Here is an 18,858-nt window from a genome sequence, read left to right on the forward strand (position 1 = left end):
TCCGATGCCGGGCGCAGTATGGAGCGAATTGTGGCGGCAAGAAAGCCGATGGAGCGGACATCGCCCGCCGACGCGCCGGACGCCGGCGCCGCGGCCCCCGAAGCGCCCGTCGAAGCGCCCGTCGAGGCGCCGCTCGCGCCGGGGCTTTACGTGGTGGCGACGCCGATCGGCAATGCGGGCGACGTCACGCTGCGCGCGCTGGACGCGCTGCGGCGGGCCGACGTCATCGCCGCCGAGGACACCCGCGCCGCGCGACGGCTGATGGAGATGCACGGCGTGCCGCTGGGCGGGCGGGCGCTGATCGCCTATCACGACCACAATGGCGAGCGCCGCCGCCCCGAGCTGCTGCGCCGGCTGGCCGAGGGCGCAAGCGTGGCGCTGGTGGCCGAGGCGGGCACGCCCATGATCTCGGATCCGGGCTACAAGCTGGCGCGCGAGGCGGCCGAGGCCGGCCACGCCGTGACCGCCCTGCCCGGCGCCAGCGCGCTTCTGGCCGCGCTGTGCGTGGCGGGGCTGCCGACCGACCGCTTCATGTTCGCGGGCTTCCTGCCGACGCGCCGCGCCGCGCGCCGCGCCGCGCTCGCGCCGCTGGCGGCGATCCCGGCCACGCTGGTCTTCTACGAGGCGCCGCGGCGCCTGGCCGAAAGCCTTGCCGACATGGCGGCGGCCCTCGGTCCGGCGCGCCAGGCCGCCATCTGCCGCGAGCTGACCAAGCGCTTCGAGGAGGTCCGCCGCGGCGCGCTGGGCGCGCTGGCCGCCGAGCTGGCCGCCGAGCCCGCGCCGCGCGGCGAGGCGGTGGTGGTCGTGGGCCCGCCCGCCGCCGCCGAGGCGCCGCGCCGGGACGAGAACGCGCCCGAGCTGGACGCGGCGCTTTCGCGCGCGCTGAAAACCATGTCCGTCAAGGACGCGGCGCGCGAGGTCGCCGCCGCCTTCGGCCTGCCGCGCAAGACCGTCTACGCGCGCGCGCTGGATCTGGCCAGGGGCGACCGGCCGGCGGCGGACGCCCCCGCGCCGGACGAAGCCGAGGACCCGGATGCGCCGGACGCGCCCGCAGCCCCGCGCGCCCGCGGCGAGGGGCGGGCGCCCGAGGGCGGGCGCCGCGGCGGCGACCCGGCGCGCGACGGAACGGCGCGCCGCCGCGGCCGGGGCGCAAGGGACGAGCGGCCATGAAGGCCCCCGCCTCGCATGCCTCCGGCGGCGGCCTTGCGCCCGACGCGCCGGGCCGAACTCGAACCGGGGCACGCGCGATCGCCGGGTCCCGCGCGCGGCGCGGCCTGCGAAGCGGCGTTCGGTCCGGCCCCGGCGGCGGCGTGCGAGCCGGCCTGCGCGCCGATCTTCTGCCGGGCGCCCGAGCCTGCGTGCGAGAGGGCTTGCGCAGCGGCGGCGGCCTTGCGCCCGACGCGCCCGGCGGATGCCCTGCCGAGGCGCGCTCGGGCGCCCGAAGCGGCGCGTGGCGCCGATTGCGAAGCGGGGCTCGTTCGGCCGCCCGAGCCTGCGCGCGGCGCGGAATGCGAAGCGGATTGCGCGCCGCCGTCCTTGCCTGCGTCCGGGCCGGTCCTGGCGGCGGCGTGCGCACGGGCGCGCGGCCCGGGGGCGCGGCCAGCTCGCGCGCGCGAAAGCGCCTTGGCTGCCGGGGCGCGATCGCCGTCCGGTCGTTCTTGCGGACCGGGGCCGCGACGTCGGCCGCCCCCGCAAGCCCCATCCTCGCAAGCCGCACCCCCGCAAGCCCCGTTCCGGCAAGCGCCGCCGGCCCCTGCGCCGGCGCGCCGCGCCGCGCCCTTCGCGCGGCGACGCCGGCGCCCGTCAACGACCTTTCCGAGGGAACCTGCCCATGAGCCTTTCCGTCGCCATCCAGATGGACCCCATCGCCGGCATCGACATCGACGCCGATTCGACCTTCCGCCTGGCCGAAGAGGCGCAGGCGCGGGGGCATCGCCTGTTCTACTACCACCCCGACGACCTCGCCTGGAACGAGGGGCGCGTGACCGCGACGGGCTGGCCGCTCGAGGTGCGCCGACGCAAGGGCGACCACTTCGCGCTGGGCGAGCGGCGCACCGTGGATCTGGCCGAGCAGGACGTGGTGCTGCTGCGCCAGGACCCGCCCTTCGACATGGGCTACATCACCACCACCCACCTGCTCGAGAAGATCCACCCGCGCACGCTGGTGGTGAACGATCCCTTCTGGGTGCGCAACTGCCCCGAGAAGCTGCTGGTGCTGGACTTTCCCGACCTGACCCCGCCGACGGCGATCGCCCGCTCGCTCGAGACGCTGCGCGCCTTCAAGGACCGCCACGGCGACGTCATCCTCAAGCCGCTCTACGGCAATGGCGGGGCGGGGGTGTTCAAGCTGGCCCATGCCGACGCCAACCTCAACGCACTGCACGAGCTGTTCTGCGGCATCAGCCGCGAGCCGCTGATCGTGCAGAAGTTCCTGCCCCAGGTCGAGCGCGGCGACAAGCGCGTGATCCTGGTCGACGGCGAACCGGTCGGCGCCATCAACCGCGTGCCCGCGCCGGGCGAGATGCGTTCGAACATGCATGTCGGCGGACGCCCCGAGCCGGTGGCGCTGGATGCGCGCGACCGCGAGATCTGCGCGCGCATCGGCCCCCTTCTGCGCGAGCGCGGGCTGATCTTCGTGGGCATCGACGTCATCGGCGGCATGCTGACCGAGATCAACGTCACCTCGCCCACCGGCATTCAGGAGCTGGAGCGCTTCGACGGGGTGAACGCCGCGCGCCTGGTCTGGGAGGCGATCGAGGCGCGCCGCGCCGCGTGCTGACGCCCGGCCCGGCGCCGCTGAAAGGAATTGAACGGCGCGGAGCGATGCGTCACATTTCTTTCTCCGAAACATGCGACAAGGCGTCGCCGCCCGTCCGGGCGGCGCGCGCAATCAGACAGGGAGAAGAACGCATGGCCAGATCCACCCTTCGCGCCGTCGCGGCGCTGGCCGGCGCGGCGCTGGCGCTGGGCGCGGCCTCGGCCTCGGCCGAGACGCTGCGGCTGCTGACCTGGGGCGGCTACGCCCCCGACGACGTCGTCGCCATGTTCGAGAAGGAGACCGGCCACAAGGTCGAGGTCACGCTGTCGAACAACGAAGAGATGATCGCCAAGCTGCGCGCCACCGGCGGCGGCGGCTTCGACCTGGCCCAGCCCAGCCAGGACCGCATCGCCGGCGCCCAGGCCGAGTTCGGCATCTACAAGCCGCTGGACCTGTCGCGCATCGACGCGGCGCAGTTCATTCCCTCGATGCTCGAGGCGACCAAGCGCAACACCACCGTGGACGGCAAGGTGTATGGCGTGCCGCATGTGTGGGGCACCTCGGGGCTGGTGGTGAACACGGCCAAGGCGCCGGGAGTGAAGGATTACCTCGACCTGTGCGACCCGGCCTTGAAGGGCCGCGTCAGCTACCGGCTCAAGCGCCCGACGCTGATCGCCTTCGCCTTCGCCATGGGCGAGGACCCCTTCGCCGCCTATGCCGACCCCGACGCCTACAAGGCCATCCTCGACAAGGTCGAGAAGAAGCTGGTCGAGTGCAAGGCGAACGTGAAGACCTACTGGTCCGGCGGGGACGAGATCCTGAACCTTCTGCGCTCGGGCGAGGTCTGGGCCGCCATGGCCTGGGACACCGGCGGCTGGAAGCTGAACGCCGAGAACCCCGACATCACCTTCGTCGCGCCCGCCTCGGGGGCGCTGGGCTGGATCGACACCTTCGCCCTGCCCAAGCGCGGGCGCGCCGACGACGCCGCCTACGCGTGGATCAACTTCGTCATGCGGCCCGAGATCGCGGCGCGGATCACCGCCTCGGCGGGCAACTTCACCGCCTCGAAGGGGGCGGACGCCTTCGCCGATCCCGCGCTCAAGGCCCGCTTCCAGGCCAGCTTCCCGCCCGAGGCGATCGACAACATCAAGTGGTATCCGCCGGTGCCCGCCGGGCTCGAGGCCATGGAAGGCGCCGTGCTGGACCGCGTGAAGGCGGCGCAGTAAGACGCCGCGGCAACGCTTGTGCGACGATCCGGGGCCGGGCGGCCGCGCGCCGCCCGGCCCCGCCATGAAGGTCAGGAGAGCGGATGACCGACACCCCCGATCTCGAGGCCGTCCGGCTGACGCGCCGCTTCCAGGACTTCACCGCGGTGGACGAGGTCAGCTTCGCCGCGCCGCCGGGCAGCTTCTTCTCGATCCTCGGCCCCTCGGGCTGCGGCAAGACCACCCTGCTGCGCATGATCGCCGGGTTTCTCGAGCCCAGCTCGGGCGCCTTGCGCATCAAGGGCCGCGACATGGTCGGCGTGCCGCCCAACCGCCGCCCCGTGGCGATGGTGTTCCAGCACCTGGCGCTGTTTCCGATGATGGATGTCGGGCGCAACGTGGGCTTCGGCCTGCGCCAGCGCCGCGTGCCCTCGGCCGAGATCGAGCGCCGCGTGGCCGACGCGCTCGAGCGCGTCGGTCTGCCCGGCTTCGAGCGCCGGCGCGTCGATCAGCTGTCGGGCGGGCAGAAGCAGCGCGTGGCCATCGCCCGCGCCATGGTCATCGAGCCGGCGCTGCTGCTGCTGGACGAGCCGCTGGGCGCGCTGGACCTGAAGCTGCGCGAGCACATGAAGGTCGAGCTCAAGCGCCTGCAGGAGGCCTTCGGCGCCACCTTCGTCTACATCACGCACGACCAGTCCGAGGCGCTGGTGATGTCGGACCAGGTGGCGGTGATGAACCGCGGCCGCTTCGAGCAGATCGGCCCGCCGCAAGAGCTTTACTACAACCCGCGCACCGCCTTCGTCGCCGGCTTCGTGGGCGACGCCAACCGCCTGCGCGGCAAGGTGCTGCGGCGCGAGGGCGACGCGGTCGAGGTCGCCGACCCCGCCGGTCAGCCCCTGCGCGCGGCGGCGGCCTCGGCCGGGCTGGCGCCGGGCGACGAGGCCGAGCTGTTCGTGCGCCCCGAGGCGATCCGCGTCTCGCGCCAGGCCGAGGACGTGGCGGGCATGGACAACGTCTTCGCCTGCGAGGTGCGCGACATCCTGTTCAACGGCGCCAACAGCCGCATCAACGCGCGCGTGGCCGGTTCGGCGCGCGAATTCGACGTCGCCGCCCCGCAGACGGGCGAGTTCGCCGACCTGCGCCGGGGCGAGCGCATCCACATCGGCTGGAACGCCGCCGCCGCGCGCGCCTTCGCCGCCGAGCCCGCCGAGCCCGCCGAGCCCGGCAAGGCGCAGGCCGAGGAGGGCGCCGCATGAGCCGCCCGGCGGGCCGCCTGACGCTGATCCTTCTGCTGGCGCCGCTGCTGCTGTGGCTGACGCTGCTCATCGTCATTCCCCACGCGGCGATGCTGTTCGTCTCGCTGCGCGAGCGGGTGGGCGTGGGCGAATACGCCTTCGGGCTGGGCAACTACCTGACCTTCCTGGCCGAACCGCTCTACTGGAACACCTTCGTGCGCACCGCCTGGATGTCGGTGCTGGCGACGGCGCTGACGCTGCTCATCGGCTTTCCGGTGGCCTGGCACATCGCCAAGATCGCGCGCGGGCGCGCGCGTCAGGCGCTGTTCCTGGCGTGCCTTGCGCCGTTCTGGGCCTCGGAGCTGGTGCGCACCTATGGCTGGATGATCCTGCTGCGCGAAAGCGGCGTGTTCTCGGCGGTGCTGCAATGGGCGGGGCTGGCCGAGGGTCCGGTCGAGATGCTTTACAACGACGTCGCGATCATGGTCGGACTGGTCTACACCTCGATGCTGTTCATGGTGGTGCCGCTGGTGACGACGCTCGACAGCCTGGACGACAGCCTGATCGAGGCCGCCTACGACCTGGGCGCCTCGGGCTGGACCATCCTGCGCGAGATCGTCATTCCCCACGCGCGGCCGGGCATCGCGTCGGGCTGCATCGTGGTGTTCATGATGTCGCTGGGCAACTACCTGACGCCGATCCTGCTGGGGGGCAAGAGCTCGCTCTGGTTCACGGGGCTGATCTACGACCAGTTCATCACCCGCTTCAACTGGGAGCAGGGCGCCGCCTTCGGCTTCCTGCTGCTGGGGCTGTCCTCGGCGATCGTGTGGGCCGGGCTGCGGCTGTCGGGGCAGTCGCTGCGCTCGGCGATGGCGCGGCCATGATCCCCGGCATTCCCCAGCCCCGCGCGCTGCGCTGGCTGTGGCGCGCCTATGTGGCGGCGTTCTTCGTCTATCTGGCGCTGCCGCTGGTCGTGGTGTGCGTCTTCGCCTTCAACAAGTCGCAGTTCGCGGCGCTGCCCTGGAACGGCTTCACGCTGGACTGGTTCATCGGCGACCAGCGCCCGTGGCTGGGCGTGTTCAACGACCGCGGCATTCTCGAGGCGCTGAAGATCTCGGCCATCGTGGCGTTCTGGGTCTCGGCGGCGTCGGTGTCGGTGGGGGTGACGACGGCCTTCCTGTTCGTGCGCCACGACTTCCGCTTCAAGCAGACGCTCTACGTCCTGATGCTGCTGCCGCTGGTGATCCCCGGCATCATCCTCGGCATCTCGATCCTGGTCGAGACCAGCTATCTGGCCAACTGGCTCGAGGACGCCACCGGCCTGTGGTTCGACGGGCTGCGGCCGGGGCTGACGCTGGTGGTGCTGGGGCAGTTCGCCTTCATCGCCACCTTCGCGACGCTGGTCATCTCGGCCCGGCTCGAGAAGTTCGACCGCAGCCTCGAGGAAGCGGCGCTCAATCTCGGCGCGACGCCGCTGGGGGCGGTGAGGCAGGTGACGCTGCCCTATCTGGCGCCGGCCATCGTGGGGGCGGCGCTGGTGTCGATGCTCATGAGCTTCGAGAACTTCAACACCACGCTGATGCTGGTCGGCTCGGACGCGCCGCTGACGATCGAGATGTTCGACCGCATGAAGCAGGGCTCGACGCCGGTGCTCAACGCGGTGTCGCTGCTGCTGATCGTGGCCTCGTCGGTTCTCGGGGGCGTCGCGCTCGCGCTGCGCCGCGCGCGATGACGGGGGCGGCGAAGGGGGAGGGCGGGCGCACGCTCTTCATCCATATGGGTCAGCCCAAGACGGGCACGACCTGGCTGCAGGCGGCGCTGCGCCTGAGCCGCGATGCGCTGGCCGGGCAGGGCGTCGCCTATCCGCCCGCGCCGGGCGGCGAGCCCGACGACCCCGCCGCCATCACCTCGGGCAACGGCAAGGGGCTGCTCGACGGCCCGCAGGCGTTGGCCGCCCGCCTGGCCGAGGCGAAGGACGCGCGCGCGGCGCTGTTCTCGAGCGAAAGGCTGCAGGATGCGCTGCTCGACCTGCCCGACCCGTCCTTCATCGCGCATGAGGCGGCGCGGGCGGGGTTCGCGCGCATCGAGGCGCTGCTGTTCATCCGCGATCCGGTCGAGCATGCGGCGTCGCTCGGCCAGCAGCGCGTCAAGCGCCATGGCGCGACCGAGGGCCCCGACGCCCTGATCGCGCGCTTCGACCAGCCCGCACGCGCGGCCGAGGCGATCGCGCGCATCGCGGCGCTGGATGGGACCGCCGGCGTGCGGGCCAGGTTGACGGTGCGCAACTATTCGGTCTGCCGGCGGGCGCTGCTGCCCGAGCTGGCCGCATGGCTGGGCGCGCCGCCCGAGCTCTTGCGCGCGCCGCCCCTGGCGCGGGCCAACCGGGCGCTGACGCGGTCCGAGCTGGCGCTGCAGCTGCGGCTCAATCGCGCGCTGGCCGACGCGCCCGACGCGGCCGCGCGCATCGGCGCGGACGCGTTCTGCCAGCGCGTTCCCGACCTCCCCGCCGGCCAGAGCGCCGATCCCTTCCGCGCCTCGCCCGAGGCCGAGCGGCGGATGCTGGCGCGTCTGGCCCCGGCGATGGCGCGGGTCGACGCCTTCGTCTCGCCCGAGCATCGCTATCGGCCCGAGCGCGCGCGCCCGCCCGCGCCGTCGCCCGAAACCGCGGCGGGGCACATGTTCGACGACGCGCAGCTCGACGCGCTGGCGGGCGGCGTCGCCGACGAGGTGCTGCGCCTGCGCGCCGAGCTTGCGCGGCTGCGCGCCGCGCCCGAACAGGGGCTGGGCGCGCGGCTTCTGGCGCGGGCGCTGTTGCGCCGGCTGGGGATGCTGGCCCGCGGCCGGGCGCGCTGAGGGCGGCGCGGGGCTGGAGTCGTCCGGCGCGCGATGCTAACGCAAGGGCCCCTCGGCCACCGCGCCGCAGCGAAGGAGGATCGACGCGATGCCCCGGACCGACCCGTTCGATGCCGCGCGCGCGGCGCGGCTGTCCGTCGCGCCGATGATGGACTGGACCGACCGCCACTGCCGCATGTTTCATCGGCAGCTGACCCGGCGCGCGCTGCTTTACACCGAGATGGTGACCGCCGCCGCCATCGTCCGCGGCGACGCCGAGCGCCTCCTGGAATTCTCGCCGCTCGAGCGGCCGGTGGCGTTGCAGCTGGGCGGCTCGGACCCGGATGAGCTGGCGCGCGCGGTGCGCATCGCCGCGCAATGGCCGTATGACGAGATCAACCTGAATGTCGGCTGCCCCTCGGATCGCGTGCAGTCGGGCGCCTTCGGCGCCTGCCTGATGAAGACGCCGGGCCTGGTGGCCGAATGCGTCGCGGCGATGATCGAGGCCTCGCGCGCCGCGGGCGGGCCGCGCATCACCGTCAAGTGCCGCATCGGCGTCGACGATCAGGACCCCGAGCAGGTTCTGCCCGCCTTCATCGACCGGGTGGCGGCGGCGGGGGTGCGGGCCTTCGCCATCCACGCGCGCAAGGCGTGGCTGCAAGGGCTCAGCCCCAAGGAGAACCGCGAGATCCCGCCGCTCGATCATCCGCTGGTCGTGCGGATGAAGCGCCACCGCCCCGACCTCGAGATCGCGGTCAATGGCGGGGTGACCTCGCTCGACCAGGCCGAGGCGCTGCTGGCGCAAGGCGTCGACGGCGTGATGATCGGGCGCGCGGCCTATCATGAGCCCGCGCGCATTCTGGCCGCCGCCGACCGGCGCATCTTCGGCGCGCCGGGGCCCGACGCCGACCCCGTCGCGGCCGTGCGCGCGATGCTGCCCTATGTCGAGCGCGAGCTGGCGCGGGGAACGCGCCTTGGGCAGATCACGCGGCACATGCTTGGCGCCTTCGCCGGCCGGCCCGGCGCGCGGCGCTGGCGGCGCGTGCTGTCCGAGGGGGCGCACAGGCCCGGCGCGGGGCCCGAGCTGATCGAGGCGGCGCTGGCCGAGGTCGCCGACGCGCCGGCCCGAACTCCTGCCTGAAGCCGGTCTGAACCGAGCCCGGACCGCCGCCTGAACCCCGCCCCGAGCTCGCCCCGAGAGCGCGTCCGAAAACGCGCGTGAATCCTCGCCCGATCCCCCGTCTTGATCCTCGCCGGTCCCCCCGGGCCGCCGGGGGCGGGGCGCCGCATTTCGGGCGAGCCGGGGCGCCCATGCCGGGCGGGCCGCGCCGCGGCGGGCGGCGATGGGCGGGGCTCATTCGCGGCGCGCCTCTTGCAAGGCATGGCCGCGCGGCGGGCCTCGCCGAAGCGAGCGGCGCGCGCAAGGGATCGGGCAGCGCGCCGGAACGCCGCGAGCCCGCGGATCAGCGCTTGAGCAGGGCCTTGTCGCCGCGGAAGGTCAGCTCGCTGAGCCCGGCAAGGAAGCTCATGCCCAGAAGCGGGCTGTGCAGCGCGCCGCGCTCGGCCACCGCGGCGCGGACGTTGTGCAGCTCGACGTCGCCCACGCGCAGGCTCTCAAGCGTCACCGGCGCGACGCGCGCGCCGCCATTGGCGGTTGTGATCGCGGTCGAGTAGCGCAGGCGGCGTGTGTCGATGCCCACGGCCTCTGCATCCTCGTGACGCAGAAGCACGATCGACGCGCCCGTGTCGATCAGCATGGGCAGGGGGGCGTCCTCGCGCCCGTTGACCACCACCGGGGCGCGGAAATGCCCGTCCCAGGTCCGGGTCAGCTCGACCTCGCCGCCTGCGCGGGCCAGCGCGACCAGCGGCGCCTGGCGGCCGAGGGCGCGGTCATAGGCGGCCGACAGCTCGGCGCGCCAGGAATAGCCGCCGACGATGGCCGCGAAGACCGCCGCCCAGACCAGCGCCGCGGCGGCAAGGCGCCCGCGCCAGAGCCGCGCCAGCGCCGCGACGCCGAGGCTGGCCAGCAGCGCCACCCCCGCGAAGGCCAGCCGGCGGGCGCCGTCCTCGTCGGAAAACTCGTGCGGAAAGGCCAGACGCAGCGCGCCGAGAATGGCGCCGGCGGCAAGGATTCTGGACAAGAGCACTGGCACGCGCTGGGCTCCGCTTGGCGATCGAACGGGCCGGGAAACCGCCCCGGACGGGTTCAGAATAACGCCGTTCGGCGTGAAACTCGACTGCAAAAAGACGGCATTCACGCTTAACGGAAGGTTGAGCGCAGGGCCGCGCGCCTTGTCATCCGTCGCCCCGGCGGGCGCGGCGGCGGGCGCTTGGGCGCGCGCCGGCTTCGGTCAGGCGGGGGCGGCGGGCGGGCAGCTCGGCCATGAGGGCGCGGCGCTCGTCGTCGCTCATGCGCGGCCAGGCGGCGATCTCGTCGGCGGTGCGCAGGCAGCCCACGCACAGCCCCGCGCCCGGATGGATGAGGCAGACCTTCACGCAGGGGCTTTGCGGCTCGTCGCGGCGCCAGACTTCGTCGTTCATCGCCGATCCTCGCGCGAAAGGGCGGCAAGACGGTCGAGCGCGCCCTGCAGGATGTAGGCGGCGGCGACATGGTCGATCACCTCGGCGCGGCGCTTGCGCGAGGCGTCGGCCTCGAGCAGCGCGCGCTCGGCCGCGACGGTCGAGAGCCTTTCGTCCCACATCGCCACCGGTGCGTCTGTCAGACGCGCGAAGTTGCGCGCGAAGGCGCGGGCCGATTGCGCGCGCGGACCTTCCTCGCCGGTCATGTTCACGGGCAGGCCGATGATCCAGCCGCCGATCTCGCGCCCGGCGGTCATGGCCAGAACGGCCTCGGCGTCGCGCATGAACTTCTTGCGCCGGACCGTGCCGATGGGGCTGGCGATCGAGCGCGTCGCGTCGGACAGCGCCACGCCGATGGTCCGATCGCCCACGTCCAGCCCCGCCAGCTGCGCGCGCGGGCCCAGAAGCGGCGCCAGCGCGGCGATGTCGAGGATCGGCGCGCTCATCGCGCGATCCCGGCGCGGTCGGCGGCGGCCTCGAGCGCGGCGCGCGCCTGCGCGTCGTCGCCATGGGCGGCAAGGGCGCGCTCGAGCGCGGCGCGCGCCTCGTCCTTGCGCCCCAGAACGGCCAGCGCGCCGATGAGCCGCGCCCATTCCTGCGCCGAGCCGCCCTGCTCGGCCAGCCGGTCGTTCAGTCGCGCGACCATGCCCTCGATCATCTGGCGGCGCTCCTCGTCCGACATGGCGGCGGCGGCCTGCATGTCCTCGCGCGTGGGGCCGGGGGCGGCGCCCGCGGCGGGGGGCAGGGGCGGCTCGGGCAGGCCGGCGGCCTTGGCCGCGGCGGCGATCTGCGCGCGGATCGCGGGCGCGTAGGGGGCGTCGGGGTTCTCGCGCACCAGCTGGGCCCAGATGGGCAGCGCCAGGTCCGCGCGCCCGCTTTGCGCAAGGGTCAGCGCGGCGTAGAAGCGCGCCATGGGCTGGGCGGGGTCGAGCTCGAGCGCGCGGCGGATCTCGGCCTCGGCCTCGGGCGAGACATAGCCCTCGACCGCCAGGATCATCAGCTCGGCCAGTTCGGCGTGATCGTCGGCGCCGGCCTTGTCGCCCAGCAGCTCCATCACGCGGCGCTGGGCGGCGAGGGCCTCTTCATGGCGGCCAAGGCGGCGCAGCGCCCCGACCAGCAGGCGGTGGCCGCGCAGATCGTCGGGCCGCGCCTCGAGCACCGCGCGCAGCCGCTCGACCAGCGGCGCAAGGCGCGCGGCCTCGGGGTCGGCGTCCTCTTGGGCGTCGGGCGCGGGCGCGTTCGCGCGCGCCTCGGCCAGGCGCCGGGCGACCTCGTCCTGCGAGGGGCGCTCGCGGGCGGCCCGCTCCATCTGCGCGAAGCGCTCGGCCAGGGGCTGATCGGGCAGCCCCGGCGCGCCGATGCGCCAGTAGATCCCCGCCGCGCCGCCCGCCACGACCAGCGCCAGCGCCGCCGCTGCAAGGCGCGAGACGCGGCGCGGCGCGGGGGCGGGCGGCGCCTGGCGCTCGGCCTCGGCGGCGGCGGCCAGCAGGCGGCGCGAGATCTCGGCGCGCGCGCCCTCGGCCTCTTCGGCCGGGATCACGCCGCGCTCGACGTCGCGCGCCAGCGCGGCCAGCTGGTCCTTGAACACCTGCACGTCATGGGCCGCGCGCGGCAGCGAAGGCGCCTCGCGCCGCAAGAGCGGGCGCAGCGTCAGCGCGGCGACGAGCAGGGCGCCCGCAAGCGCCGCCAGCCAGAAGATCATGAGCGGTTCTCCGAAATCGTCATCGCCGCGAACCTAGCGCCGGCGGCGCGCCGCGTCCATGCGGCGCGGCGCCGGGCCGCGGGGTCGGGTTTGGCGGCCCATGCGGCGGATTCCGTTGCGGCCCGGCGCGCAGGCGCGCATAGAAAGCCCAAGGGGGCGCGCCGCCGCCCGCAAGAACGTGACGCGCGGCCCGCCGGCGGGCCGCCAGACAGGAGGGAAAGGCCCCATGGCCCGCTATTCCGCCTTCGCCATCGCCCGTCAGGCGCTGAACTATCATCAGGGCTGGGAGCGCGCCTGGCGCTCGCCCGAGCCGCGCGCCGAATACGAGGTCGTGATCGTGGGCGGCGGCGGGCATGGCCTGGCCACGGCCTACTACCTTGCGGCCAATCACGGCATCCGCAACGTCGCGGTGCTGGAAAAGGGCTGGCTGGGCGGCGGCAACACGGGCCGCAACACGACCATCATCCGCTCGAACTACCTGCAGGACCCCTCTGCCGACATCTACGAGCTGTCGCGCTCGCTTTACGAGGATCTGAGCCAGAAGCTGAACTTTAACATCATGTTCAGCCCCCGCGGCGTGCTGATGCTGGCGCAGACCGAGCACGAGCTGCGCGCGTGGAAGCGCACCTTCCACGCCAACCGCATCAACGGAATCGAGAGCGAGATGGTCGGCCCCGACCGCATCCGCCAGATCGCCCCGATCCTGAACGTCGACAGCCCGCGCTACCCGGTGCTGGGCGGGCTGTGGCAGCCGCGCGGCGGCACCGCGCGCCATGACGCGGTGGCCTGGGGCTATGCGCGCGCGGCGTCGGATCTGGGCGTGGACATCATCCAGAACTGCGAGGTCACGGGCATCGACGTGACCGGCGGGCGTGTGAGCGGCGTGCGCACCACGCGCGGGCAGATCCGCACGCGCAAGCTGTGCCTGGTGGTGGCGGGGCATGCGGGCGTGCTGGCGCAGATGGCGGGCTTTCGCCTGCCGCTCGAATCGGTCGCCCTTCAGGCGCTCGTCTCCGAGCCGATCAAGCCCTGTCTCGACTGCGTCGTCATGGCCAACACTGTGCATGGCTACATGAGCCAGTCCGACAAGGGCGAGCTGGTCATCGGCGGCGGCACGGACGGGTTCAACAACTACACCCAGCGCGGCAGCTTCCACCATGTCGAGGAGACCATCCGCGCGCTGGTCGAGATGTTCCCGGTCATCTCGCGGCTCAAGATGCTGCGCCAGTGGGGCGGGATCGTGGACGTCACCGGCGACCGCTCGCCCATCATCGGGCGCGCCCCGGTCGAGGGGATCTATCTGAACTGCGGCTGGGGCACGGGCGGCTTCAAGGCCATTCCCGGCTCGGGCTGGGCGACGGCGGGCCTTCTGGCGCGCGGCGAGGATCCGGTGGCGGGGCCGTTCGGGCTCGAGCGTTTCACGGAGGGCCGCATGATCGACGAGAGCGTCGCCGCGGCCGTGGCCCATTGAGGGCGCGCGGCTCAGTCGCCGCGCTCGCCCTCGCCGCCGCGTGGGCGCGGGCGCGGGCGCAAAAGGTCGACGGCGACGTAGATCGCCAGGACCGCGACGGTGATGAGAAGGACGCTGGCCGCGTGGCTCAGGCCGAACAGGGTCAGCTCGGGGTCGGGCTGGGGAATACGCTCCATCTTCAGACCTCACATACGCTACGCAAGACGACATCGACGCGCCGACAGGGTATCGCATCCGGGCCGGCGCGCGCAATCGCCAAGCAAAGAGGCGCTCCATGCTGCAACTGACCTGCCCGTGCTGCGGCGCGACCGGCGAGGAAACCGAGTTCCACCCCGGCGGCGAGGCGCATCTGCGCCGCGTCGGCCCGGGGGCGAGCGACGAGGAGTTCGCCGGCTACCTGTTCACCCGCAAGAATCCCAAGGGCGTGCATTTCGAGCGCTGGCGGCACGTCTATGGCTGCGGCAAGTGGTTCCACGTCGCGCGCTGCACCGCCACGCTCGAGGTGTTCGGGTCCTACCGCGCCGACGTGACCGCGCCGCCGCCCGAGATCCTGGCCCGCATCGCGCAGCGCCGCCCCGGCTGGCGGCTCGAGGACTGGACGGGCGAAGCGGCGCCCGGCGAAGACGTTGAAGGGGGGCCGAGCGCATGAGCACGCGCATTTCCCATGGCGGGCGGGCCATCGACCGCAGCCGCCCGGTGTTCTTTTCCTGGAACGGCAAGCGCCTTCAGGGCTTTCACGGCGACACGCTGGCCTCGGCGCTGCTGGCCAACGGGCAGGTGCTGACGGGGCGTTCGTTCAAGTATCACCGCCCGCGCGGCATCGTCGCCTCGGGCGCCGAAGAGCCCAACGCCCTTGTCGGGCTGGGCGAGGGGCCGCGCTTCGAGCCCAACCAGCGCGCCACCGGAACCGAGCTGTTCGAGGGGCTGTCGGCGCGCTCGCAGAACCACTGGCCCAGCCTCGAATTCGACATCGGCGCGATCAACGCCGCGCTGTGGCGGTTCTTCCCGGCCGGGTTCTACTACAAGACCTTCATGTGGCCGCGCGCGGCGTGGAAGCATGTGTTCGAGCCCGTCATCCGCCGCGCCGCCGGCCTGGGCGAGGCCCCCAAGCTGCCCGACCCCGACCGCTACGAGCACTTTCATTTCCACGCCGACGTGCTGGTGGCCGGCGGCGGCGCGGCGGGCCTGACCGCCGCGCGCCGCGCCGCCGAGGCGGGGGCCCGGGTGCTGCTGCTCGAGCAGTCGCATCTGTGGGGCGGGCGCGCGCTGGCCGACGGGGGCGAGATCGACGGCATGCCTGCGCATGAGTGGATCGCCGCGCAGGTCGCCGCGCTCGAGGCCATGCCCAACGTCGTCATGCGCCTGCGGACCATGTGCGCGGGGGTCTACGATCACGGCTACGCGCTGGGCTACGAGCGCGTGGCCGATCACACCCCGGGCGACGGGCGCCCGCGCCACCGGCTGTGGAAGATCCGCGCCCGGCGCATCGTGGTCGCGGCCGGCGCGCTCGAGCGCCCGCTCGCCTTCGCCGACAACGACCTGCCGGGGGTGATGCTGGCCTCGGCCGTGCGCGACTATCTCGAGCTTTACGGCGTCAGCCCGGGCGATCGCACGGTGATCGTGACCAACAACGACGACGGCTACCGCACCGCCATCGCGCTGCGCCGGGCGGGGCTGGACGTGCCCGCCATCATCGACCCGCGCGCCGATCTGCGCGGTCCGCTGGCCGAAGAGGCGCGCAGGATGGGCCTGCGCATCGAGGCCGGCCGCGCCGTGCGCCGCGCGCTGGGCGGCAAGCGCGTGCGCGGGGTCGAGATCTGCGCCGCCGGCGGCGAGGGCGCGCCCATCGACCGCATCGCCTGCGACGCGGTGGCCATGTCGGGTGGCTGGTCGCCGGTGGTGCATCTGTGGTCCCATTGCGGCGGCAAGCTGATCTGGGACGATGCGCGCGCCATGTTCCGCCCCGACCCCGAGCGCCCGCCGCTGGGCGCCGACGGGCAGGGCTTCGTGCTGTGCGCGGGCTCGGCCTCGGGCTTCCTGTCGCCCGACGAGGCGCTGGCCGACGCCGCCGAGGCCGGCGCGCGCGCCGCGCGCGAGGCCGGCTTCGCCGATGCGCGCGCCCACGCCCCCGCCGCCGCGCGCGTCGAAGAGGCGCCCATCATGCCGATGTGGATCATGCCCGCGGCGGCCGGGCCGAAGCTGGCGTCCAAGGCGTTCCTCGACTACCAGAACGACGTCAAGGCCTCGGACCTGCGCCTGGCGGCGCGCGAGGGCTACGAAAGCGTCGAGCACGCCAAGCGCTACACCACGCTGGGCATGGCCACCGACCAGGGCAAGCTGAGCAACATCAACGGCATCGGCATCCTGGCCGACGCGCTGGGCCGCCCGATTCCGCAGGTCGGCACCACCACCTTCCGCCCGCCCTACACGCCGATCTCGTTCGGCGCCATCGTCGGCGAGGCGCGCGGTCCGCTGTTCAAGCCCACGCGCAAGACCCCCATGGACGCCTGGCACGACGCCAACGGCGCGGTGTGGGAGCCCGTGGGCGACTGGCGCCGGCCCTACGCCTATCGCCGCGCGGGCGAGTCCACGCAGGACGCCGTGCGCCGCGAAATCCTGGCCACGCGCGGCTCGCTGGGCATGCTCGACGCCTCGACGCTGGGCAAGATCCTGGTCAAGGGCCCCGACGCCGGCCGCTTCCTGGACCTGCTCTACACCAACATGATGAGCACGCTGAAGGTCGGGCGCTGCCGCTACGGGCTGATGTGCAACGAGAACGGCTTCATCTTCGACGACGGCGTGGTCGTGCGCCTGTCCGAGGACGCGTTCCTGTGCCACACCACCTCGGGCGGCTCGGACCGGGTGCATGCCTGGATGGAAGAGTGGCTCCAGACCGAGTGGTGGGATCTGAAGGTCTACGTCGCCAACCTGACCGAGCAGTTCGCCCAGATCGCCGTCGTCGGCCCCAACGCGCGCAAGACGCTCGAGAAGCTGGGCGGGGTCGACGTCTCGAAGCAGGCGCTGCCCTTCATGGGCATGGCCGAGGGCCGGCTGGGGGGCATCCCGGCGCGGATCTTCCGCATCAGCTTCTCGGGCGAGCTGAGCTACGAGATCGCGATCCCCGCCTCGCAGGGGCAGGCCATGTGGGACATGCTGCGCGAGGCGGGCGCCGAGTTCGACGTCACGCCCTACGGCACCGAGGCGCTGCATGTGATGCGGGCCGAGAAGGGCTTCATCATGGTCGGCGACGAGACCGACGGCACCGTCACGCCGCAGGATCTGGGCATGAGCTGGGCGGTGTCGAAGAAGAAGGCCGACTTCATCGGCAAGCGCGCCCAGGAGCGCCCCGACCTGACCCGCCCCGACCGCAAGCAGCTGGTCGGGCTCGAGACGCTGGACCCCCAGACGGTGCTGCCCGACGGCGCTCACGCGGTCGAGGGCATGCGCCGCCCCGGCGTGCGCAAGACGATCGGCCATGTGACCTCCAGCTATTTTTCGCCGACGCTGGGACGCTCGATCGCCATGGCGCTGATCGAGGGCGGGGCCGGGCGCATGGGCCAGGTGCTGGAATTCGCCGCCGAGGGCGACGCGGTCATCAAGGCGCGCGTCGTCGATCCGGTGTTCTACGACAAGGAAGGGACGCGGCAGGATGTCTGATGCGATGACGAAGGCGCGCAGCGCCCTGAACGGGGCCGCGCGCGACGGGGCCGTGCGGATCGAGGAGGCCGGCCTGCAGGGCATGCTGACCCTGCGCGGCGATTTCGAGGACGCGCGCTTTCGCGCCGCCGCCGAGGCCGCGGCCGGCGGCGCGCCCTTTCCCGAGCGGCGGCGCATCTCGCGCAAGGGCGAGCGGGCGCTGTTGTGGATGTCGCCGGACGAGCTTCTGGTCCTGCTGCCCTGGGCCGAGGCCGACGCCGCCGCGGCCGAGGCGGCGCGCGCGCTCGACGGCCTTCATCACCTCGCGGTCAACGTGTCGGACGCGCGGGCGATGTTCCGCATCATCGGGGCCGGCGCGCGCGAGGTGCTGGCCAAGGGCGCGCCGGTCGATCTGTCGCGGCAGGCCTTCGGGCCGGGCGATCTGCGGCGCACGCGCATGGGCCAGCTGGCGGTGGCCTTCTGGCAGGAGGACGCCGAGCCCGAAACCTTCGGGCTGATCTGCTTCCGCTCGGTGGCGCAATACGCCTTCGACGCGCTGTGCGTCGCCGCGCGCGAGGACTCGCTGCCGCGGGCGCTCTGAGCGCCGCGCCAGGCGCTGCGCCGCGTCGGCTCGCGGGCAAAGCGGCCGCGGCGGCCGGGCGCGGCGCGCGCTGCGGGGACGATGGCGGGCTGGGGCCGGCTTGCGCGCCATGCGCGGCGCGCAAGCCGGCCTTTCCTTTTTGTGCGGTGCACAACGCGCGGGGCGCGCCTATATCCCGGCTCAAGCGAACGGGGCTGCACCCGCGTTCGGGCAAAGGAGCCGAAAGATGAACGCCTTGCGCATGAGCAACGATGAGATGAACGCGATCCTGCGCCGCGCCGAAGCCGAGCGCGCCGCCGCGATCCGCAAGATGTTCGCCGCCGCCTGGCGCGGCGTCGCCAACGCCGTCGTCTGGGGCGTCGCCGCCCTGACGCACGCCAAAGCCGGCCGCCGGACCGCCTGACGGCCGCGCGCGGGGCTTCCTCCTCCCGGTCCCGCAAGCGCAGCCCCGGCCATTGCGCGGGTTTCCTCCCTGGCCCGCGCAGGCGCCGGTCCGGATGCCGGCCAGACGCCCGGCCGCCCTCCCTCGCGGGCCGGGCCTCGCAGAGCCCCCGTTCGGTTCCTCCCGCCGAACGGGGGTTTCCTGTGTTGGCGGCGCGCCAGGGCGCGTCAGCGGTTCAGGAACCAGAGAATCAGGTTCAACGCCACCGTCGCCGCGACCGAGATCACCAGCGCCGTGACGATGGGGAAATGGATGCGCAGATTCTCGCGCTCGATCACGATGTCGCCCGGCAGGCGGCCAAGCCCCATGCGTGCGAACAGGGGCCAGAGCAGCCCCAGCACGATCAGCAGAACCCCGATGGCGATCAGCAGGCGCGACATGGCGTGATGATGCCAG

At 73.4% G+C, this 18,858-nt stretch carries 18 protein-coding genes and 1 pseudogene; 13 read left to right on the top strand and 6 right to left on the bottom strand.

Annotation, left to right across the window (positions count from 1 at the left end; all coding sequences use genetic code 11):
* Positions 1–48: 48 nt before the first annotated feature.
* The 8 genes and pseudogenes from rsmI to dusA all read left to right on the top strand — a co-directional run.
* Positions 49–978, top strand: a pseudogene (gene rsmI, locus BMW67_RS09890) (16S rRNA (cytidine(1402)-2'-O)-methyltransferase); the annotation flags it as partial.
* 853 nt (positions 979–1,831) lie between these two features.
* Positions 1,832–2,779 carry a glutathione synthase gene (gene gshB, locus BMW67_RS09895; protein ID WP_072747368.1) on the top strand — a complete coding sequence of 316 codons (948 nt, stop codon included), beginning with the start codon at positions 1,832–1,834 and terminating at the stop codon, positions 2,777–2,779.
* Positions 2,780–2,910: 131 nt separating this feature from the next.
* On the top strand, positions 2,911–3,984 hold the full coding sequence (locus BMW67_RS09900) for an extracellular solute-binding protein (protein ID WP_072747369.1): 1,074 nt from the start codon (positions 2,911–2,913) through the stop codon (positions 3,982–3,984).
* An 83-nt stretch (positions 3,985–4,067) separates the two neighbouring features.
* On the top strand, positions 4,068–5,219 hold the full coding sequence (locus BMW67_RS09905) for an ABC transporter ATP-binding protein (protein ID WP_072747370.1): 1,152 nt from the start codon (positions 4,068–4,070) through the stop codon (positions 5,217–5,219).
* Positions 5,216–6,082, top strand: a complete 867-nt coding sequence (locus BMW67_RS09910; RefSeq protein ID WP_072747371.1) for an ABC transporter permease — start codon at positions 5,216–5,218, stop codon at positions 6,080–6,082. Before BMW67_RS09905 ends, BMW67_RS09910 begins: the two co-directional genes overlap by 4 nt.
* A complete protein-coding gene (locus BMW67_RS09915; protein ID WP_072747372.1) occupies positions 6,079–6,930 on the top strand; it encodes an ABC transporter permease in 852 nt (283 codons plus the stop codon). Before BMW67_RS09910 ends, BMW67_RS09915 begins: the two co-directional genes overlap by 4 nt.
* Entirely contained in the window at positions 6,927–8,051 is a 1,125-nt protein-coding gene (locus BMW67_RS09920; RefSeq protein ID WP_072747373.1) for a hypothetical protein, read from the top strand. Before BMW67_RS09915 ends, BMW67_RS09920 begins: the two co-directional genes overlap by 4 nt.
* Before the next feature lie 88 nt (positions 8,052–8,139).
* Positions 8,140–9,171, top strand: a complete 1,032-nt coding sequence (gene dusA / locus BMW67_RS09925) for a tRNA dihydrouridine(20/20a) synthase DusA (RefSeq protein WP_072747374.1) — start codon at positions 8,140–8,142, stop codon at positions 9,169–9,171.
* A 322-nt stretch (positions 9,172–9,493) separates the two neighbouring features.
* On the opposite strand, the gene BMW67_RS09930 is transcribed toward dusA, so the two are convergent.
* The 4 genes from BMW67_RS09930 to ccmI all read right to left on the bottom strand — a co-directional run bounded on the left by BMW67_RS09930 (position 9,494) and on the right by ccmI (position 12,312).
* Complete coding sequence (locus BMW67_RS09930) at positions 9,494–10,183, bottom strand: retropepsin-like aspartic protease family protein (RefSeq protein WP_177174500.1); 690 nt, start codon at positions 10,181–10,183, stop codon at positions 9,494–9,496.
* A gap of 142 nt (positions 10,184–10,325) precedes the next feature.
* Positions 10,326–10,571, bottom strand: coding sequence for a DUF1289 domain-containing protein (locus BMW67_RS09935; RefSeq protein ID WP_072747376.1), 246 nt, complete (start codon positions 10,569–10,571; stop codon positions 10,326–10,328).
* The gene (gene ruvX, locus BMW67_RS09940) at positions 10,568–11,056 is read right to left on the bottom strand and encodes a Holliday junction resolvase RuvX (protein ID WP_072747377.1); all 489 of its coding nucleotides are present in this window, start codon (positions 11,054–11,056) and stop codon (positions 10,568–10,570) included. The genes BMW67_RS09935 and ruvX overlap by 4 nt, the downstream gene beginning before the upstream one ends.
* Complete coding sequence (gene ccmI / locus BMW67_RS09945) at positions 11,053–12,312, bottom strand: c-type cytochrome biogenesis protein CcmI (RefSeq protein ID WP_072747378.1); 1,260 nt, start codon at positions 12,310–12,312, stop codon at positions 11,053–11,055. The genes ruvX and ccmI overlap by 4 nt, the downstream gene beginning before the upstream one ends.
* 226 nt (positions 12,313–12,538) lie before the next feature.
* Here ccmI and BMW67_RS09950 point away from each other — a divergent pair, with 226 nt between their 5' ends.
* Positions 12,539–13,783 (top strand): sarcosine oxidase subunit beta family protein, encoded by a 1,245-nt coding sequence (locus BMW67_RS09950; protein WP_072747379.1) that lies wholly within the window; start codon positions 12,539–12,541, stop codon positions 13,781–13,783.
* An 11-nt stretch (positions 13,784–13,794) separates the two neighbouring features.
* On the opposite strand, the gene BMW67_RS15725 is transcribed toward BMW67_RS09950, so the two are convergent.
* On the bottom strand, positions 13,795–13,959 hold the full coding sequence (locus BMW67_RS15725) for a hypothetical protein (RefSeq protein WP_170258929.1): 165 nt from the start codon (positions 13,957–13,959) through the stop codon (positions 13,795–13,797).
* Positions 13,960–14,057: 98 nt separating this feature from the next.
* Between BMW67_RS15725 and BMW67_RS09955 the strand changes: the two genes are divergently transcribed.
* The 4 genes from BMW67_RS09955 to BMW67_RS15730 all read left to right on the top strand — a co-directional run bounded on the left by BMW67_RS09955 (position 14,058) and on the right by BMW67_RS15730 (position 18,423).
* Positions 14,058–14,432: a sarcosine oxidase subunit delta gene (locus BMW67_RS09955; RefSeq protein WP_072747380.1), complete on the top strand. Its 375-nt coding sequence runs from the start codon at positions 14,058–14,060 to the stop codon at positions 14,430–14,432.
* Positions 14,429–17,440: a sarcosine oxidase subunit alpha family protein gene (locus BMW67_RS09960; RefSeq protein WP_072747381.1), complete on the top strand. Its 3,012-nt coding sequence runs from the start codon at positions 14,429–14,431 to the stop codon at positions 17,438–17,440. Before BMW67_RS09955 ends, BMW67_RS09960 begins: the two co-directional genes overlap by 4 nt.
* Positions 17,441–17,444: 4 nt before the next feature.
* Positions 17,445–18,020 (top strand): sarcosine oxidase subunit gamma, encoded by a 576-nt coding sequence (locus tag BMW67_RS09965; protein ID WP_072747382.1) that lies wholly within the window; start codon positions 17,445–17,447, stop codon positions 18,018–18,020.
* A 109-nt stretch (positions 18,021–18,129) separates the two neighbouring features.
* Complete coding sequence (locus BMW67_RS15730; protein ID WP_125827074.1) at positions 18,130–18,423, top strand: RSP_7527 family protein; 294 nt, start codon at positions 18,130–18,132, stop codon at positions 18,421–18,423.
* Between the two features lie 206 nt (positions 18,424–18,629).
* Here BMW67_RS15730 and BMW67_RS09970 read toward each other — a convergent pair whose 3' ends face one another.
* Positions 18,630–18,842, bottom strand: a complete 213-nt coding sequence (locus BMW67_RS09970; protein WP_072747383.1) for a DUF2905 domain-containing protein — start codon at positions 18,840–18,842, stop codon at positions 18,630–18,632.
* Positions 18,843–18,858 lie beyond the last annotated feature (16 nt).

It is taken from the genome of Oceanicella actignis, assembly GCF_900111545.1.
Taxonomy (GTDB): Bacteria; Pseudomonadota; Alphaproteobacteria; order Rhodobacterales; family Rhodobacteraceae; genus Oceanicella; species Oceanicella actignis.

What these genes read in the sequence shown, in the direction of transcription:
- gshB (WP_072747368.1), top strand. Translation starts at nt 1,832, where the DNA reads ATGAGCCTTTCCGTCGCCATCCAGATGGACCCCATCGCCGGCATCGAC.
- BMW67_RS09900 (WP_072747369.1), top strand. Translation starts at nt 2,911, where the DNA reads ATGGCCAGATCCACCCTTCGCGCCGTCGCGGCGCTGGCCGGCGCGGCG.
- BMW67_RS09905 (WP_072747370.1), top strand. Translation starts at nt 4,068, where the DNA reads ATGACCGACACCCCCGATCTCGAGGCCGTCCGGCTGACGCGCCGCTTC.
- BMW67_RS09910 (WP_072747371.1), top strand. Translation starts at nt 5,216, where the DNA reads ATGAGCCGCCCGGCGGGCCGCCTGACGCTGATCCTTCTGCTGGCGCCG.
- BMW67_RS09915 (WP_072747372.1), top strand. Translation starts at nt 6,079, where the DNA reads ATGATCCCCGGCATTCCCCAGCCCCGCGCGCTGCGCTGGCTGTGGCGC.
- BMW67_RS09920 (WP_072747373.1), top strand. Translation starts at nt 6,927, where the DNA reads ATGACGGGGGCGGCGAAGGGGGAGGGCGGGCGCACGCTCTTCATCCAT.
- dusA (WP_072747374.1), top strand. Translation starts at nt 8,140, where the DNA reads ATGCCCCGGACCGACCCGTTCGATGCCGCGCGCGCGGCGCGGCTGTCC.
- BMW67_RS09935 (WP_072747376.1), bottom strand. Translation starts at nt 10,571, where the DNA reads ATGAACGACGAAGTCTGGCGCCGCGACGAGCCGCAAAGCCCCTGCGTG.
- ruvX (WP_072747377.1), bottom strand. Translation starts at nt 11,056, where the DNA reads ATGAGCGCGCCGATCCTCGACATCGCCGCGCTGGCGCCGCTTCTGGGC.
- ccmI (WP_072747378.1), bottom strand. Translation starts at nt 12,312, where the DNA reads ATGATCTTCTGGCTGGCGGCGCTTGCGGGCGCCCTGCTCGTCGCCGCG.
- BMW67_RS09950 (WP_072747379.1), top strand. Translation starts at nt 12,539, where the DNA reads ATGGCCCGCTATTCCGCCTTCGCCATCGCCCGTCAGGCGCTGAACTAT.
- BMW67_RS15725 (WP_170258929.1), bottom strand. Translation starts at nt 13,959, where the DNA reads ATGGAGCGTATTCCCCAGCCCGACCCCGAGCTGACCCTGTTCGGCCTG.
- BMW67_RS09955 (WP_072747380.1), top strand. Translation starts at nt 14,058, where the DNA reads ATGCTGCAACTGACCTGCCCGTGCTGCGGCGCGACCGGCGAGGAAACC.
- BMW67_RS09960 (WP_072747381.1), top strand. Translation starts at nt 14,429, where the DNA reads ATGAGCACGCGCATTTCCCATGGCGGGCGGGCCATCGACCGCAGCCGC.
- BMW67_RS09965 (WP_072747382.1), top strand. Translation starts at nt 17,445, where the DNA reads ATGACGAAGGCGCGCAGCGCCCTGAACGGGGCCGCGCGCGACGGGGCC.
- BMW67_RS15730 (WP_125827074.1), top strand. Translation starts at nt 18,130, where the DNA reads ATGCGCGGCGCGCAAGCCGGCCTTTCCTTTTTGTGCGGTGCACAACGC.
- BMW67_RS09970 (WP_072747383.1), bottom strand. Translation starts at nt 18,842, where the DNA reads ATGTCGCGCCTGCTGATCGCCATCGGGGTTCTGCTGATCGTGCTGGGG.